The 14251-nt window shown below is 59.6% G+C and carries 16 protein-coding genes; 10 read left to right on the top strand and 6 right to left on the bottom strand.

Annotated features, from left to right (window positions below):
• Window positions 1-20: 20 nt before the first annotated feature.
• The 4 genes from coaE to I5L03_RS02285 are packed head-to-tail and all read right to left on the bottom strand — an operon-like array spanning window position 21 to window position 2918.
• A complete protein-coding gene (gene coaE, locus I5L03_RS02300; RefSeq protein WP_197920079.1) occupies window positions 21-644 on the bottom strand; it encodes a dephospho-CoA kinase in 624 nt (207 codons plus the stop codon).
• A complete protein-coding gene (gene aroE, locus I5L03_RS02295; RefSeq protein ID WP_197920078.1) occupies window positions 641-1498 on the bottom strand; it encodes a shikimate dehydrogenase in 858 nt (285 codons plus the stop codon). The genes coaE and aroE overlap by 4 nt, the downstream gene beginning before the upstream one ends.
• Complete coding sequence (locus tag I5L03_RS02290; protein ID WP_197920077.1) at window positions 1495-2076, bottom strand: Maf family protein; 582 nt, start codon at window positions 2074-2076, stop codon at window positions 1495-1497. The genes aroE and I5L03_RS02290 overlap by 4 nt, the downstream gene beginning before the upstream one ends.
• The gene (locus tag I5L03_RS02285) at window positions 2073-2918 is read right to left on the bottom strand and encodes a pyruvate, water dikinase regulatory protein (protein WP_197920076.1); all 846 of its coding nucleotides are present in this window, start codon (window positions 2916-2918) and stop codon (window positions 2073-2075) included. Before I5L03_RS02285 ends, I5L03_RS02290 begins: the two co-directional genes overlap by 4 nt.
• Window positions 2919-3221: 303 nt before the next feature.
• Between I5L03_RS02285 and hemE the strand changes: the two genes are divergently transcribed.
• The 4 genes from hemE to I5L03_RS02265 all read left to right on the top strand — a co-directional run bounded on the left by hemE (window position 3222) and on the right by I5L03_RS02265 (window position 6601).
• The gene (hemE, locus tag I5L03_RS02280; protein WP_197920075.1) at window positions 3222-4238 is read left to right on the top strand and encodes a uroporphyrinogen decarboxylase; all 1017 of its coding nucleotides are present in this window, start codon (window positions 3222-3224) and stop codon (window positions 4236-4238) included.
• Window positions 4239-4279: 41 nt separating this feature from the next.
• A complete protein-coding gene (locus I5L03_RS02275; RefSeq protein ID WP_197920074.1) occupies window positions 4280-4723 on the top strand; it encodes a CopD family protein in 444 nt (147 codons plus the stop codon).
• A gap of 170 nt (window positions 4724-4893) precedes the next feature.
• Window positions 4894-6150, top strand: a complete 1257-nt coding sequence (gene rho / locus I5L03_RS02270) for a transcription termination factor Rho (RefSeq protein WP_197920073.1) — start codon at window positions 4894-4896, stop codon at window positions 6148-6150.
• Between the two features lie 10 nt (window positions 6151-6160).
• A complete protein-coding gene (locus I5L03_RS02265) occupies window positions 6161-6601 on the top strand; it encodes a hypothetical protein (protein WP_197920072.1) in 441 nt (146 codons plus the stop codon).
• Between the two features lie 9 nt (window positions 6602-6610).
• Here the strand turns inward: I5L03_RS02265 and I5L03_RS02260 are convergent, their stop codons facing one another.
• Window positions 6611-7312, bottom strand: coding sequence for a dienelactone hydrolase family protein (locus I5L03_RS02260; protein ID WP_197920071.1), 702 nt, complete (start codon window positions 7310-7312; stop codon window positions 6611-6613).
• A 69-nt stretch (window positions 7313-7381) separates the two neighbouring features.
• Between I5L03_RS02260 and I5L03_RS02255 the strand changes: the two genes are divergently transcribed.
• From I5L03_RS02255 to I5L03_RS02230, 6 genes are all read left to right on the top strand, one after another.
• Window positions 7382-7648 carry a DUF6489 family protein gene (locus I5L03_RS02255; protein WP_197920070.1) on the top strand — a complete coding sequence of 89 codons (267 nt, stop codon included), beginning with the start codon at window positions 7382-7384 and terminating at the stop codon, window positions 7646-7648.
• 11 nt (window positions 7649-7659) lie between these two features.
• Window positions 7660-8934, top strand: coding sequence for a tRNA uridine-5-carboxymethylaminomethyl(34) synthesis GTPase MnmE (gene mnmE / locus I5L03_RS02250; RefSeq protein ID WP_197920069.1), 1275 nt, complete (start codon window positions 7660-7662; stop codon window positions 8932-8934).
• An 88-nt stretch (window positions 8935-9022) separates the two neighbouring features.
• A complete protein-coding gene (mnmG, locus tag I5L03_RS02245) occupies window positions 9023-10876 on the top strand; it encodes a tRNA uridine-5-carboxymethylaminomethyl(34) synthesis enzyme MnmG (RefSeq protein WP_197920068.1) in 1854 nt (617 codons plus the stop codon).
• The gene (gene rsmG / locus I5L03_RS02240; protein WP_197920067.1) at window positions 10873-11499 is read left to right on the top strand and encodes a 16S rRNA (guanine(527)-N(7))-methyltransferase RsmG; all 627 of its coding nucleotides are present in this window, start codon (window positions 10873-10875) and stop codon (window positions 11497-11499) included. Before mnmG ends, rsmG begins: the two co-directional genes overlap by 4 nt.
• The gene (locus I5L03_RS02235) at window positions 11496-12272 is read left to right on the top strand and encodes a ParA family protein (RefSeq protein ID WP_197920066.1); all 777 of its coding nucleotides are present in this window, start codon (window positions 11496-11498) and stop codon (window positions 12270-12272) included. The genes rsmG and I5L03_RS02235 overlap by 4 nt, the downstream gene beginning before the upstream one ends.
• Window positions 12269-13234 carry a ParB/RepB/Spo0J family partition protein gene (locus tag I5L03_RS02230; RefSeq protein ID WP_197920065.1) on the top strand — a complete coding sequence of 322 codons (966 nt, stop codon included), beginning with the start codon at window positions 12269-12271 and terminating at the stop codon, window positions 13232-13234. The genes I5L03_RS02235 and I5L03_RS02230 overlap by 4 nt, the downstream gene beginning before the upstream one ends.
• Window positions 13235-13319: 85 nt before the next feature.
• On the opposite strand, the gene I5L03_RS13375 is transcribed toward I5L03_RS02230, so the two are convergent.
• Complete coding sequence (locus tag I5L03_RS13375) at window positions 13320-14210, bottom strand: glycine zipper 2TM domain-containing protein (protein WP_234034993.1); 891 nt, start codon at window positions 14208-14210, stop codon at window positions 13320-13322.
• Window positions 14211-14251 lie beyond the last annotated feature (41 nt).

Here is a 14251-nt window from a genome sequence, read left to right as displayed (position 1 = left end):
AGCCTATCGCAAATGCGCTCCTATGCGCGCAAGTCAGGATGCGGACCGGGGCGTAGCTTGTCCACCAGCGCCTCCACCTGCGCTCGGGTCTCGTCCAGCGGGACACCCGTTTCGACGATAAAATCGGCGCGCGCGCGCTTTTCCGCATCGGGCATTTGCGCGGCGAGGATGGCGGCGAATTTCTCTTCGGTCATGTTTTCGCGCGCAAGCACGCGTTGTCGCTGCATTTCTGCCGGAGCGGAGACGACTGCCACGGCATCGAGCCTGCCTTCGCTGCCCTTTTCGAACAGTAAGGGTATGTCAAACACGATCAGATCGGCATCATGATGGTCTCGAGCAAAGGCCTCGCGCCGCTTTGCTACGGCGGGATGGACAATGGCCTCGAGCGCAGCAAGCCGCTCCGGATTGCCGAACACCTGTGCGCCGAGAAGCGGACGATTCACACCATCGGGCCCGGTCGTCCCGGGAAACTCCTGTTCAATCGCAGGCAGCAATTCGCCGCCCGGTCCCTGCATGGCGCGCACTTCATGATCGGCATCGAAAACCGGCACACCGCAATCGCGCAGCATTTGCGCTACCGTACTCTTGCCCATCGCGATCGAGCCGGTGAGGCCGAGGATAAAAGGGCGCTTTGCCTCGCTCATGACTGGAGCATTTTGCGAAGCTCGGCGTCGCCATCATCGCGCGGTGGAGGCTGGCCGAAGAAGCGTTCAAAGGCGATGGCAGCCTGACCGATGAGCATGGAGAGGCCGTCTATCGTCTCGTAGCCCGCTTCACGCGCTGTTCGCAAAAGCGGCGTATCGATCGGATGAGTCACGATATCGTAGAACACACTTCCGGGCGGGGCATGACTCAGGTCGAAAGCGAGTGGATCGTGCCCAGCCATGCCGAGCGGGCTGGCATTGACGATCAGATCAAGGCAACCCTCCCGGTCATCGAAAGCAAAATCGGTCGGCTCGGCGAAATGCAGTAAAGGTGCAACATGGTGCGCCCCCTCAGGGTCGATGGCGTAAAGCAATGCCCGTGCTTTGCCTTGGCTCCGCCCCGCAATCACGAGAGTGAAATCTTTCTCAGCGAGAGCAGCGGCAATCGCCCGAGCCGCGCCGCCTGTCCCGATAATCCGCGCCATGCGAAAATAGTGCTGCTTAGCCAGCTCATTGCGCAGGGGCTCCAAGAAGCCCTCGACATCGGTATTCGTGCCGATCAGCGCGCCATTGTGGCGGCGGGTGACGGTGTTAACGGCGCCGACCAATTCCGCCCCGATCTCCAGCCTGTCTAGCAGCGGAATGATCGCCTGCTTGTGCGGCATGGTGACATTAGAGCCGAGCCAATCAGGGTCATCGCGCCGCGCGGCGATATAGTCGGACAGTCCTTCGCTGGTGACGTGGTGGGCACGATAATCCGCTTCCAAGCCAAGTTTGCCGAGCCAGTAATTGTGGATCGCGGGAGACTTGGATTGCGCGATGGGGTCGCCGATAACTTCGGCATAAGCTGTCATGCTGGCAGCTCCCCCAGATCGCGAAGCGCGCCGAGCACCGGCAGGAGTGGCATGCCGAGTACGGTGAAATTGTCGCCTTCGATCCGCTCGAACAATTGCGCGCCTAGTGCCTCGATCCGGAAAACACCGACACAATAGCCGACTTCGGGCCATTCGCGTGTCAGGTAATCTTCGATGAACTTGTCCGATAATTCGCGAACATGCAGCCGGGCGAGGGCGGCGTGGCTCCACACAATTTCACCGCCGCGCGCAATGACGGCGGCTGAATGCAATTCCATCACCTTGCCGGAGAAAAAGCGCAGATGCTCAGCAGCATTCTCTCGGCTGGTAGGTTTATCGAAGCGGCGACCGTCCACCACGACGAGGGAGTCGGAGCCGAGGACAGGAATCTCAGCCTCTTCGACCGCCAGAGCCTTCGCCCGGGCCAGTGCGAGTGCGACTTCCGATGGCGCAGCACCTTGCAGCTGCTCCTCAATCGCACGCTCGTCCAAATCGGCAGGTCGCGCTTCGAAGGGTACTCCGGCATCGGTCAGCATAGCCTGGCGCGAGGCGGATTTGGAGGCGAGAATGATGCTCATATCGGCTTCGGTCCGACACGCGGAGGAGTATCGCGCGCCTCGCGTTCCTGGTGCAGACGGATCACCGCGGCGGCGGTCTCCTCGATCGAGCGGCGCGTCACGTCGATCACTGGCCAGCCATTGTCGGCGAACATTCGCCGGGCAAACATGACTTCGTCCTTTACGCGCCCCTCATCGACATAGGATGTCTCGGTCTTTTCATTGAGCGATAGCAGGCGATTGCGGCGGATCTGCACCAGCCGGTCCGGCGCGGTGGTAAGGCCGACAACCATCGGATGCTTCAGTTTGTACAGGCTTTCAGGCGGCGGGCTTTCCACAACCAGCGGGATATTGGCGACCTTGAAGCCGCGATTGGCGAGATAGATGCTGGTCGGCGTTTTCGACGTGCGCGACACGCCCGCGAGCACGATGTCTGCCTCTTCCCAATTCTCCCAACCGATCCCGTCATCATGCGCGATGGTGAACTGGATGGCATCGACACGGGCGAAATAGGCTTCGTCCATTGCGTGCTGGCGTCCGGGACGGCCCTTGGCTTCCTGACCCAGCCGCTCTTCCAGCGCTTCGGTGACCGCATCCAGCGCCGCGACGTGTTGCAGCCCAAGCGCGCGACAGCGTTCCTCCAAGTGATCGCGGATATCCTCATTCACCAGCGTGTAGAGAACAAGGCCGGCATTGGCCTTGAACTCGGAGACAATCCGCTCAAGATGCTGGCGCGATCGCACCATGGGCCAAAAATGGCGCACAACGTCCTTATCCTCGAACCGCGCGAGAGCGGCCTTGGCAATCATTTCCAGCGTTTCACCGGTGGAATCGGACAGGAGGTGGAGGTGCAGTCTGGCCATGTGGATATGTGCTTGCATAAACCACGGGAGAGAATGGCGGACAAGGTGCGGATGAGATTCCATGCCCACTGCGGGCCGATTCGCCAGCAGGGAAGTGCGCGCAAGCGGCAATCTTTACCGCGCCTGTGAGTAGTGTGGAGAAGCTTTGCTTGACGCGGAAAGCCAACGAGTCGATGCCTTGGTTTCGACAGTTTCATCAAAAAGGATTCCGGTGATTGCGCACTTTCCCCGCAATCCACAGGCCCAACAGAAAACAGAATCCTTTTATAAATAATATTATTTATTGGATTGGACCCAATCAGGATGCCCGGACCCCTTCTCGAAAATTTGCGCGGAACCCGAACCGAGCGGCGGCCAGTCTGGCTCATGCGGCAAGCGGGGCGTTACCTGCCGGAATACCGTGAGCTAAGGGCCAGCAAGGGTGGGTTTCTGGAACTGGTCTATGACAGCGAAGCGGCATCGGAAGTCACTCTCCAGCCGCTGCGCCGTTTCGACTTCGACGGGGCGATCCTGTTTTCCGATATCCTGATCGTTCCCCATGCGCTGGGGCAGGATCTGTGGTTTGAAGCTGGCGAGGGGCCAAGGCTCGCGCCGCCGCTGGTGGATGGGGCCTGGCAGAAGCTGGAAAAGGCCTTCCACCATTTCGATCCGGTCTACCGCACCGTAGAGCTGACCAAGGCAGAGCTGTCCGATGAGGTCACGATGCTCGGTTTCATCGGCTCGCCATGGACAGTCGCAACCTACATGGTGGCGGGCCAAGGGTCGAAGGATCATGGCGCAACCCGCGCTCTCGCCTATCGCGATCCGCAGGCGTTCCAGTCGCTGGTCGATGCGATCGAGGCGGCGAGCCTAGAGTATCTGATCGGCCAGATCGATGCGGGCGCAGAGGCTGTGCAATTGTTCGACAGCTGGGCGGGATCGCTCAGCCCCGCGCAATTCGAGAAATGGGTCATCGCTCCCAATGCGCGGCTAGCGGCCGCCATACACGAAGCACGCCCCGGCGTGCCGGTGATCGGTTTCCCGAAGGGCGCTGGCGCCAAGCTTCCGGCCTATGCCCGGGAGACCGGTGTCGATGCTGTTGGGATCGATGAGACGACCGATCCGGTGTGGATCAATGGCGAATTACCCCCTGAGATGCCCGTGCAGGGCAATTGTGACCCGATGCAGCTGCTTGCGGGTGGTGAGGCCCTTGAGGCCCATGCGCGCGCCATCCTTGACGCTTTTTCGGAGCGTCCCCATATCTTCAATCTCGGCCACGGGATCGACAAGACGACGCCGATCGACCACGTTCACCATTTGCTGCGCGTCGTTCGTGGCTGAAGAGTGATGACGCAGGGCCAGTGATCGCGTAGACGCATCGCATGCAAGAGATTCTCCTTCCGCTATATCCCTGGCTCAAGGCAGGCCACATCATCTTCATGGTGTTTTGGATGGCGGGTCTCTTCATCCTGCCGCGGCAGATGATTTACCTGCATCCCTACGGTGCGGAGTCGCCGGAAAGCGATGTCTGGGCAGACCGGATGGGCAAGCTGCGCAAGATCATCCTGACCCCCAGCCTGATCGTCGTCTGGGTCCTAGGCCTTGCGCTCATGTCCGCAATCGGCGCGCATACACAGGGCTGGTTTCATGCCAAGCTGCTGCTGGTACTTATCCTGACTGGCTATCACGGATGGATGGTCGCCAAGGCCAAGGCCATGCTGCGCGGAGAACGCCCGCTGACAGATAAGCAATTGCGGCTGTGGGGCGAAGTGCCCGGCATCATGCTTGCGCTGATCGTTATTCTGGTGGTCGTCAAACCGTTCTGATTTTCAGGTCGCCAGTCAATGGCCAGCGATTAACGAATTGACCGGCCACGGCCGCTCCCATATTGAACAGATATCCAACGGCAAAGGATCGCATATCGCTTGCGACCGGGTCTGCTTTCTCCAAGCCCTAATGGCCCGCCGGCTCCCATATTGAATACGGAAATTACCATATGCATTTGAAAGAACTGAAAGAGCGGACGCCGGCAGAGCTTGTCTCGATGGCCGAAGATATGGGTGTGGAAGGTGCGTCGACCATGCGCCGCCAGGACCTGATGTTCGCGATTCTCAAGGAAGTCGCCGAAGAGGGAGAGGAAATCCTCGGCATCGGTACGATCGAGGTTTTGCAGGACGGCTTCGGCTTTTTGCGTTCGCCCGAAGCTAATTATCTCGCCGGTCCTGACGATATCTACGTCTCGCCGAACCAGGTCCGCAAAATGGGCCTGCGCACCGGTGACACGGTCGAAGGTGAAATCCGCGCTCCCAAGGATGGTGAGCGCTACTTCGCGCTGACGAAACTGAAGCAGGTCAATTACGAAGACCCCGAAGCCGTCCGCCACCGCACCAATTTCGATAACCTGACGCCGCTCTATCCCGATGAGCGCCTGCATCTCGATACCAAGGATCCGACCGTCAAGGACAAGTCGGCGCGCGTGATCGACCTCATTTCACCGCAGGGTAAGGGCCAGCGCTCGCTGATCGTCGCCCCGCCGCGCACCGGTAAGACGGTGCTGCTGCAGAACATTGCGAAGGCCATTACCGACAACCACCCGGAAGTCTTCCTGCTGGTATTGCTCGTCGATGAGCGTCCGGAAGAAGTGACCGACATGCAGCGCAGTGTGAAGGGTGAAGTCATCAGCTCGACTTTTGACGAGCCCGCCTCGCGCCACGTCCAGGTCGCTGAAATGGTGATCGAAAAGGCGAAGCGCCTGGTCGAGCACAAGAAGGATGTCGTGATCCTGCTCGACTCGATCACGCGTCTTGGCCGTGCTTACAACACCGTCGTGCCCAGCTCGGGCAAGGTCCTGACCGGCGGTGTCGATGCCAATGCCCTGCAGCGCCCGAAGCGCTTCTTCGGTGCGGCGCGTAACATCGAAGAGGGCGGTTCGCTCTCTATCATTGCCACCGCGCTGATCGATACCGGCAGCCGCATGGACGAAGTGATCTTCGAAGAGTTCAAGGGCACGGGTAACAGCGAAATCGTCCTCGATCGCAAGGTTTCGGACAAGCGTATTTTCCCGGCGCTGGATGTCGGCAAGTCCGGCACGCGCAAGGAAGAGCTGCTTGTCGACCAGGCTACTCTCAGCAAGATGTATGTCCTGCGCCGTATCCTGATGCAGATGGGCACCGTCGATGCGATGGAATTCCTGCTCGACAAGATGAAGGATTCCAAGACCAACGAAGATTTCTTTGAGACGATGAACCAGTAGGCCTCAGCGGGTGGGGCGTAAGCCTTCCGATCTGGCGCATGTGGCAACGATTACCTCGCGGCCACATGCGCTGGTTATCGCCAGCGCCTTGGAACACGAGGGCATACCGGTCTGGATCGATGGCGTATGGCATGCCTCCGCCGATCCCCTTTCTAACGCGCTGGGTGGGCATCGGCTGACCATTCCGGTGGCTGATCACGCCGCCGCCAGTTCCTTGATCAGGGAGATGGGGCTCCCGGACGCAGAGATTGCGTCGGAGGGTCAGACGCGAGCAACCCAGCTTCTTGTCGCCCTCTTTTTAGGACCGACCCTCTTCTTCGGCATCCCCGCAGTGATCGCAGGCTTGCTGGCGCCTGCCTCACTATTGGTCGTTTTGATTGGAATTCCGACCGCGCTTCCGGTCGATCCGCGCGGCCAGAATGACTTCTTCCTTACAGAGGACGGTGTCTGAGGCTTCCGGTCAGGCCAGATGCTGCTCGAAGAACGCAGCAGTCCTACTGTCAGCCAGTTCCGCAGCATCTTCGCTTCGCCGCTCGCCGAACTCGGTTGCGAAACCGTGGTCGAGCCCTTCGTAATCGTACAGCGTGGCCTTGGGGTGTTCGTCCAGCCCTTCATGCATGGCCCTTTGCGTCTCTTTGTCAACGAATCCGTCTTCGGTCGGAATGTGGAGCATCACCGGGTTGGCGATGGCCGCTTTCTCGCCGAGCAGATTGTCGATTCCAACACCGTAATAGCCGACCGTTGCATCCACATCGGTGCGCGCAGCTGTCATGAAGGCGAGGCGTCCGCCGAGGCAGTAGCCTACCGCGCCGACCTTGCCGCTTTGCGTCAGATCGCGCACGTAATTAATGGTCGCCTGTATATCGCGGACGCCCTTGTCCTGATCGAAATTCCCCATCATTTCCAAAGCTTTATTGAATTCAGGCTCAATATCGGGATCGAGCTCAACACCTGGTGTCAGACGCCAGAACAGGTCGGGCGCGATCGCGAGATATCCCTCTTCGGCGAGCTTATCGCACTTGCGGCGAATGCCTGCGTTTACGCCGAAGATTTCCTGGATCACCACGATCGCCGATTTGGCTTCACCCTTTGGCCGCGCAATATAGGCATCGAAGCTGTCGCCGTTTTCATCAAGGGTGGCAATCGTGACTGTCTCACTCATATTGGGATCTCTCGCAGTTTGATTGTGCTCTATGCTACATACGCAGGAGCTTGTGAAAGGTGTCCGCAGATGAAGGTGAATATTGAGATCGATTGCACGCCGGCAGAGGCGCGAGAGTTCATGGGGCTGCCCGATGTCGAGCAGGCGAACAGGATCTACATCGAGAGCGTAACCAAGGCGATGCAGGGCGCGACGAATGTCGAGCAGATGGAAGAATATGCCAGGCAGCTCGCGCCAATGGGACAGATGGGAATGCAGATGTTCCAGAGCTTCGTCGAAGGCGTGAGCAAAACCGCCGGTGCCGGGAGCGCGAAATCCAAGGGCTCGAAAAGCTAAAGCACTGAGAAATGTCGACGATTTTCGCTTTATCGAGCGGTGCTCCGCCCGCCGGTATCGGTGTGATCCGTATCACCGGCCCCAATACGCGTGCGGCATTGGAGGCGGTGACGGGCACAGTCCCTGAAGCCCGATCTATGCGACGTGCGACTTTTCGCAACGCGGACGGCGATGCGCTTGATGATGGCCTGCTCGTCTTTTTCCCCGGGCCGCGCTCTGTCACGGGAGAGGATCTGGGCGAATTGCATTGCCACGGTGGGCGCGCAGTCATCGCAGCGGTCGAAGCGGCTTTGTCTGCGGTGGAAGGCTGCCGCAGGGCACAGCCCGGTGAGTTCACGCGCCGCGCCTTTGCCAATGGGCGTATTGATCTGTCTGAAGCCGAGGGTCTTGCCGATCTGCTTTCCGCCGAAACCGAAATTCAGCGACAAAGCGCAATGGCGATGGCAGGCGGAGCGTTGTCTGCTCAGGTCGAGGGCTGGCGGGAGCGCCTCCTCGGATTGTCGGCGCAAATAGAAGCTGCACTCGATTTCGATGATGAGGACGATGTTTCGGAATTGCCCGAGAGTTTCGGCGCTGGTGTCGCTGCTCTGCAGAGCGATATTGATGCAGCGCTCGATGCACCGCGTGCGGAGGTTTTGAAAGAGGGATATCGCGTCGCCTTGGCCGGTCCGCCAAATGCGGGAAAGTCCACACTCTTCAACGCTCTGACTGAGAGCGAAGCGGCGATAACGGCAGAAATTCCCGGCACGACGCGCGATGTATTGACCCAGTCGGTGGCTCTCGGCGGCATTCCATTCACCTTTGTCGATATGGCTGGCCTGCGCGCTCCCGGTGAAGATCGGATTGAGGCTATTGGCATAGAGCGCGCGGCTGGGGAAATTGCGAAGGCGGACCTGACGCTCTGGCTTGGGGCCGAGGGCGAGGGGCCGCCCGACGCTTGGGAAATCGAGGCGCAAGCTGATCGCGAGGATCATGCGCGAAAAAGTAATCCGCGATGCCGTCTGTCTGCTCGCACAGGGGACGGTTTGGCGGAGTTGCGGCATTTGCTCATTGCGCGCGCTTCGGAGGCTATGCCGAAACCGGGATCTGTTGCGCTCAACGCGAGGCAAAGAGAGCTATTGTCGGATGTTCGTGCGGCTCTCCGGTCCTGTGCCAATGTGCATGACCCTTTGCTGATCGCTGAGAATTTACGGCAAGCCAGATCGGCGTTAGATGCCCTTGTAGGACGCACCTCGACCGAAGACGTTCTTGACGCGCTCTTTGGCCGCTTTTGTATCGGGAAATGAAGTTGTTCCACGTGGAACATTTCTTGATCGCCAAAGCGCAAGAAGAGACCTTTTGACCTCTTAAGCGAAGAGCATTATTTGGGTTCGCATGTCCCAATTTGATGTCATCGTTGTGGGCGGCGGGCACGCCGGCTGCGAGGCCGCGGCTGTTGCCGCGCGCATGGGTGTGCGTGCAGCTCTCGTCACCTTCGATGCCGACAAACTTGGCGCCATGAGCTGCAATCCGGCCATCGGCGGCTTGGGCAAAGGGCATCTTGTGCGCGAGGTGGATGCGTTCGACGGATTGATCGGCCGCGCTGCCGACGCGGCTGCGATCCACTACCGCATGCTCAACCGCTCAAAAGGTAGCGCGGTACACGGGCCGCGTGTTCAAGCGGATCGGAATCTGTTTCGTGAAGCCGTCCAGCGGATGCTCAAAGGCCAGGACGGCTTGTATGTGATCGAAGGTGAGGCTTCAGCGCTCCTCCTCAACGCTGGCCGCGTCGAAGGCGTGTCGCTGGCAGACGGAAGCGAGGTGCGTGGGCAGCGCGTGATTCTTTGCACCGGGACTTTCTTAGGAGGAACGCTGTTCCGCGGGGAGGAGCGCTTCGAAGGCGGCCGGATCGGAGAGGACTCAGCGCAGGAATTGGCTCGCCAGCTGCGCGATGCGGACCTGCCGATGGCGCGATTGAAGACCGGTACGCCGCCGCGGCTCGATGGACGCACGATCGACTGGGCGCGGTTGGAAGAACAAGCATCCGACAGTGACGAATGGACGATGTCTCCGCTGACGCCGGAACGAGTCAATCCGCAGGTTTTCTGCGGGATCACCCGCACGAATCCGCGCGCACATGAGATAATCGCCGCCAACCTTGATCGCTCACCGCTATTCTCGGGTGCCATTGATGCGGCAGGGCCGCGCTATTGCCCTTCGATCGAAGACAAGATCCACCGTTTCGCCGATCGGGACGGGCATCAGGTGTTTCTCGAACCGGAGGGCCTCGACACACATCTCGTCTACCCTAATGGGATTAGCACGTCTCTGCCCGTCGATGTTCAGCAGGACATGCTTCGCGCCATGGACGGTTTGGAACAGGTGGAAATGGCCGTTCCGGGCTATGCTGTGGAGTACGATCATATCGATCCGCGTGCTCTGGGGACTGACCTTCAGCTGCAAGCCATATCCGGCCTGTACTGTGCGGGTCAGATCAACGGAACGACGGGCTATGAAGAAGCGGCGGCGCAGGGCCTGCTCGCGGGGATGCACGCAGCTGCCGCTGTGAAGGAAATCGCCCCGCCAGCGCTCGACCGCGCGAATTCCTACATGGCGGTGATGATGGACGATCTGACGCTGCACGGCGTGAGCGAGCCATACCGTATGTTGACTGCTCGCGCCGAGTATCGCCTCAGATTGCGCGCGAACAATGCGTCTACCAGGCTGACCCCAATCGCGCGCGCCATGGGCTGCGTCGGAGATAAGCGGGGCAAATGGTTCGGTGAGAGACAAGAGGCATGTTCCACGTGGAACACTGCCCTAGATCGCGAAATTAGCGCTGCGGACCTCCATGATGCTAATCTATCGGTGAAGCGCGACGCTGGGCGAAGAATGATCCGCGCATGGCTAACATTCCCAAACCTCAACCTTCAGGAATTACGCTCTTGGCTACCTGACGATTGCGATCCATCCTCCGAACTGGCGGCTGAATTGGAGGAGGACGCCGCATACGCCCCTTATCTGGCGCGGCAAGATGCAGAGCTTCGCGATCTGCGCAGCAGTGAGGGTCTGACGCTAGACTATGATTTTCCATTCGCCGAGGTACCAGGGCTGTCGAATGAGATGGTGGAGCGCCTCTCTTCTGCACGCCCAGCGAATTTGGCGGCGGCGGGACGTGTGCGCGGAATTACGCCGGCTGCACTTGCGGCATTGCTGGTGCATGCAAAGCGTCGTAATCGGGCAGCATGATACAAACCGAAGAAGAGGCGCGGGACTTCTGTGCCGAGCGCTGCGATAGCGCGGCGATAGATCGCCTTACGCGCTTCGTCGCTTTGTTGACTGAGGAAAACACACGCCAAAACCTCGTGTCAAAGGCGAGCCTCGATCACGTATGGCAGCGCCATATCGCCGACAGCATTCAATTGCTCGATCTCGCAAAGGCGGTAAAGGGGCCGTGGCTTGATCTCGGCTCCGGGCCCGGACTTCCGGGGCTTGTAATCGCATTGGCGCGCCCGGATATGCCGATGGGCCTGGTCGAATCGCGCCGTAAGCGATTCGACTGGCTTGAGTATGTAAAAGGTGAATTTTCGCTCACAAATTGCCGCGTGCACGGAATGAAGTTGGAAAATTTGGAAAGTCGCGAAACGGGTGTGATTACGGCGAGAGCCTTTGCTCCGCTTGGCAAACTGCTCAAGTTATCCGCCCGTTTTTCCACACACTCGACCCTTTGGTTGTTGCCGAAGGGGCGGTCAGCAGCGCAAGAATTAGCAGAACAGCCGTCAAAGGTGCGAGAGATGTTTCACGTGGAACAATCGGCAACAGACGCAGATGCCGCCATTCTGGTCGGCAAAGGGAGGCCAGCACAGCAATGATCGTCATCGCGATAGCCAATCAGAAGGGCGGGGTGGGCAAAACCACGACCGCCATCAATATCGCGACAGCGATGGCGGCAAGTGGATGGCGCACCCTCCTCATCGATCTCGATCCGCAGGGAAATGCGTCGACGGGCGTGGGTCTCAGCGCAGCCCAGCGTGATATGTCTTCCTACGATCTGTTGGTCGATCAGGCTCCGCTTGACGATTGTATAGTGAGCTCTTCGATTCCGGGGCTGGATCTCATTCCGGCGACAGTTGATTTGAGTGGGGCAGAGGTTGAACTCGTCGGTGCCGAAAAGCGCACACATCGCTTGCGCGAGGCCCTGGAAGCGCATGAAGCTCACGATATTTGCTTCATTGACTGCCCGCCATCCCTTGGCCTGCTGACGCTGAATGCACTATGCGCCGCTGATACGCTCATGGTGCCGTTGCAGTGCGAATTCTTCGCTCTGGAGGGACTCAGCCAACTGTTACAAACCGTTGAGCAGGTTCAGCAGCGTTTCAACCCCGATCTGGGCATAATAGGCATCGCTTTGACCATGTTCGATCGCCGCAACCGGCTGACCGACCAAGTGGCAGATGATGTGCGCGAATGCCTCGGCGATCTGGTGTTCGAAGCGGTGATCCCGCGCAATGTTCGCCTGTCAGAGGCTCCAAGCCATGGCCTGCCAGCGCTGGTTTATGATCATGCATGCATGGGAAGCCGGGCTTATATGAGCCTTGCGAGAGAATTGATCGGCCGACTGCCGCAGGAGAGGGTTGCCGCATGAGCGAGAAAGAAACTGCAACGCGCAAACGCAAACTGGGCAAGGGGCTTGGCGCATTGCTCGGAGAAGCGCGCCGGGAAGAGCCGTTGGTCTCATCCCGTCCTGCCCCCCAGAACGATGATAGCTCCACCACGGAGCAAAATGCGGAAAACGAACGCGCGGACGGTCTCAAAACGCTGACCATAGCGGATATCGAACCGCACCCTGACCAGCCTCGCCGCCATTTCGACGAGGATGCGCTGGCAGAGCTTGCAGCTTCTATCGCGGCGCGAGGCGTCATCCAGCCCGTCATCGTCCGACCCATCGGCAAGGGCAAGTATCAGCTGGTTGCGGGTGAACGTCGCTGGCGTGCCTCGCAAAAGGCACAACTCCATGAAATCCCTGCAATAATTCGCGATCTTGATGATCGTGATGTCATGGCGTTGGCGCTTATCGAGAACATCCAGCGCGAAGACCTCAATCCGGTTGAGGAGGCGCGCGCTTACCAGCGGCTGTCCGAATATGAGGATATGACGCAGGCGGAGATTGCACGGCTTGTTGAAAAATCCCGTAGCCATGTCGCGAACCTGCAGCGTTTGCTGTCGCTGCCGGAAAGCGTGCTCGATTATCTAGAGGCTGGCAAACTTGATATGGGTCATGGCCGCGCGTTGATTGGCCTGGATAATGCCGAAGAAATTGCCGAAGAAGCGGTCTCCAAAAGCTTGTCTGTCCGCGAAGTCGAAAAGCTGGCGCGCAAGAGCCGCTCGGGCAGTGAAGCGCCGACGCGCCGACAAGCGCGCCCGCCGCGCGATCCTGCACAGGACGCTGATATTGCTGCGGTGGAAAATCACCTCGAGGAGTATCTGGGCCTGCCAGTGAAGATCGCGACCGATGCCGATCCCCGCTCGGGCGCGGTGACGGTGCGCTTTCGCACACTGGATCAATTAGACCTTATTTGTCAGAGGCTTACCGGCGGCGGGATCTAGCCACGCGCCGTTCCGAAAGTTGCGCGGCGCAATTTCTGGCTGATTTGATGACTGGGGGGTCGAGGACACCCGGCGCTACTGCACCTCAACGAGCGGTGCGCTCGATCTCGATGATCTCTTCCTCGATTATCACCTCTTCCGCGCATTGCGAGCAATGTGGGCGGCGCATGGGGGCTGCGCGCACAGGCACAAGCATCATCGGCTGCGCATAGGCATAGCCCGCGCCCATTTCGTGGCGCGCCAGATAGGCATCGCAATAGCGCGCAGCCCACAGTTCTTCGCGGTCAAACTCAGCGTAATCGCCCTCGCCATCCACGGCTGAGCCAATTGCTGATCCCGCCAGACCGCCAAGCCCCGCGCCAACAACTGTGCCGAGCAGGCGATCGCCATCGGCGATGCGATTTCCGGCAACACCACCGGCGACTGCTCCCAAGACGCCGCCGATCAGGGCGCCGTCCGGGCCGCGATCGTAGCGGTCATCGTAATAGCCGCCGCCACCGGCCATCAGATAACGGCACTCGGCCAGCCACTGATTGCGCTGCGCGGTCGTATAACCGAGGCCGGGCGCATGCGCAGTGCTCCGAGGGTATTCGCGCCATCCACCGCGTCCATCATGCGTAAGGGCTCGGCCATCTTCGCTCATGAAATGCGCGTCGCCCATCCACACGCCGCTATATCGTGCTTCTACCTGGCGGCCCTGCGCATCCGTGTATGTGCCGTTCCAGTCGCCGGCCCAGCGCTCTTCGCTTTCCCAATGACCGTTCCAGTCGCCGTCATATGACCCATTATGCGCGCTGTATTCGCCGCCGTGATCCGCTGCATCGCTCTCTAGCGAACACTCGATCCACGGATTTGCCTCGCAGTATGCCGCCTCGGTTTCGACATCGACATAACGATCATCGACTTGGGCAAGGGCCGGCGCAGCCAGCCCGAGAGTGGCAACAGTGGCGAAAAACGTGGCAGGGCGAATCGGCATCTGAATATTTCCCCTCATACGGAAATGGGCCTTTGCCCGAT

This window comes from Aurantiacibacter sediminis (assembly GCF_016019885.1).
GTDB classification, from domain to species: Bacteria; Pseudomonadota; Alphaproteobacteria; order Sphingomonadales; family Sphingomonadaceae; genus Alteraurantiacibacter; species Alteraurantiacibacter sediminis.
Note: the sequence above shows the minus strand (reverse complement) of the source record. Positions and strands in the feature narration are given on the sequence as shown.

Bases quoted from the DNA above. Each gene is read 5' to 3' on its own strand.
- coaE (WP_197920079.1), bottom strand. From the start codon at position 644: ATGAGCGAGGCAAAGCGCCCTTTTATCCTCGGCCTCACCGGCTCGATC.
- aroE (WP_197920078.1), bottom strand. From the start codon at position 1,498: ATGACAGCTTATGCCGAAGTTATCGGCGACCCCATCGCGCAATCCAAG.
- I5L03_RS02290 (WP_197920077.1), bottom strand. From the start codon at position 2,076: ATGAGCATCATTCTCGCCTCCAAATCCGCCTCGCGCCAGGCTATGCTG.
- I5L03_RS02285 (WP_197920076.1), bottom strand. From the start codon at position 2,918: ATGGCCAGACTGCACCTCCACCTCCTGTCCGATTCCACCGGTGAAACG.
- hemE (WP_197920075.1), top strand. From the start codon at position 3,222: ATGCCCGGACCCCTTCTCGAAAATTTGCGCGGAACCCGAACCGAGCGG.
- I5L03_RS02275 (WP_197920074.1), top strand. From the start codon at position 4,280: ATGCAAGAGATTCTCCTTCCGCTATATCCCTGGCTCAAGGCAGGCCAC.
- rho (WP_197920073.1), top strand. From the start codon at position 4,894: ATGCATTTGAAAGAACTGAAAGAGCGGACGCCGGCAGAGCTTGTCTCG.
- I5L03_RS02260 (WP_197920071.1), bottom strand. From the start codon at position 7,312: ATGAGTGAGACAGTCACGATTGCCACCCTTGATGAAAACGGCGACAGC.
- I5L03_RS02255 (WP_197920070.1), top strand. From the start codon at position 7,382: ATGAAGGTGAATATTGAGATCGATTGCACGCCGGCAGAGGCGCGAGAG.
- mnmE (WP_197920069.1), top strand. From the start codon at position 7,660: ATGTCGACGATTTTCGCTTTATCGAGCGGTGCTCCGCCCGCCGGTATC.
- mnmG (WP_197920068.1), top strand. From the start codon at position 9,023: ATGTCCCAATTTGATGTCATCGTTGTGGGCGGCGGGCACGCCGGCTGC.
- rsmG (WP_197920067.1), top strand. From the start codon at position 10,873: ATGATACAAACCGAAGAAGAGGCGCGGGACTTCTGTGCCGAGCGCTGC.
- I5L03_RS02235 (WP_197920066.1), top strand. From the start codon at position 11,496: ATGATCGTCATCGCGATAGCCAATCAGAAGGGCGGGGTGGGCAAAACC.
- I5L03_RS02230 (WP_197920065.1), top strand. From the start codon at position 12,269: ATGAGCGAGAAAGAAACTGCAACGCGCAAACGCAAACTGGGCAAGGGG.
- I5L03_RS13375 (WP_234034993.1), bottom strand. From the start codon at position 14,210: ATGCCGATTCGCCCTGCCACGTTTTTCGCCACTGTTGCCACTCTCGGG.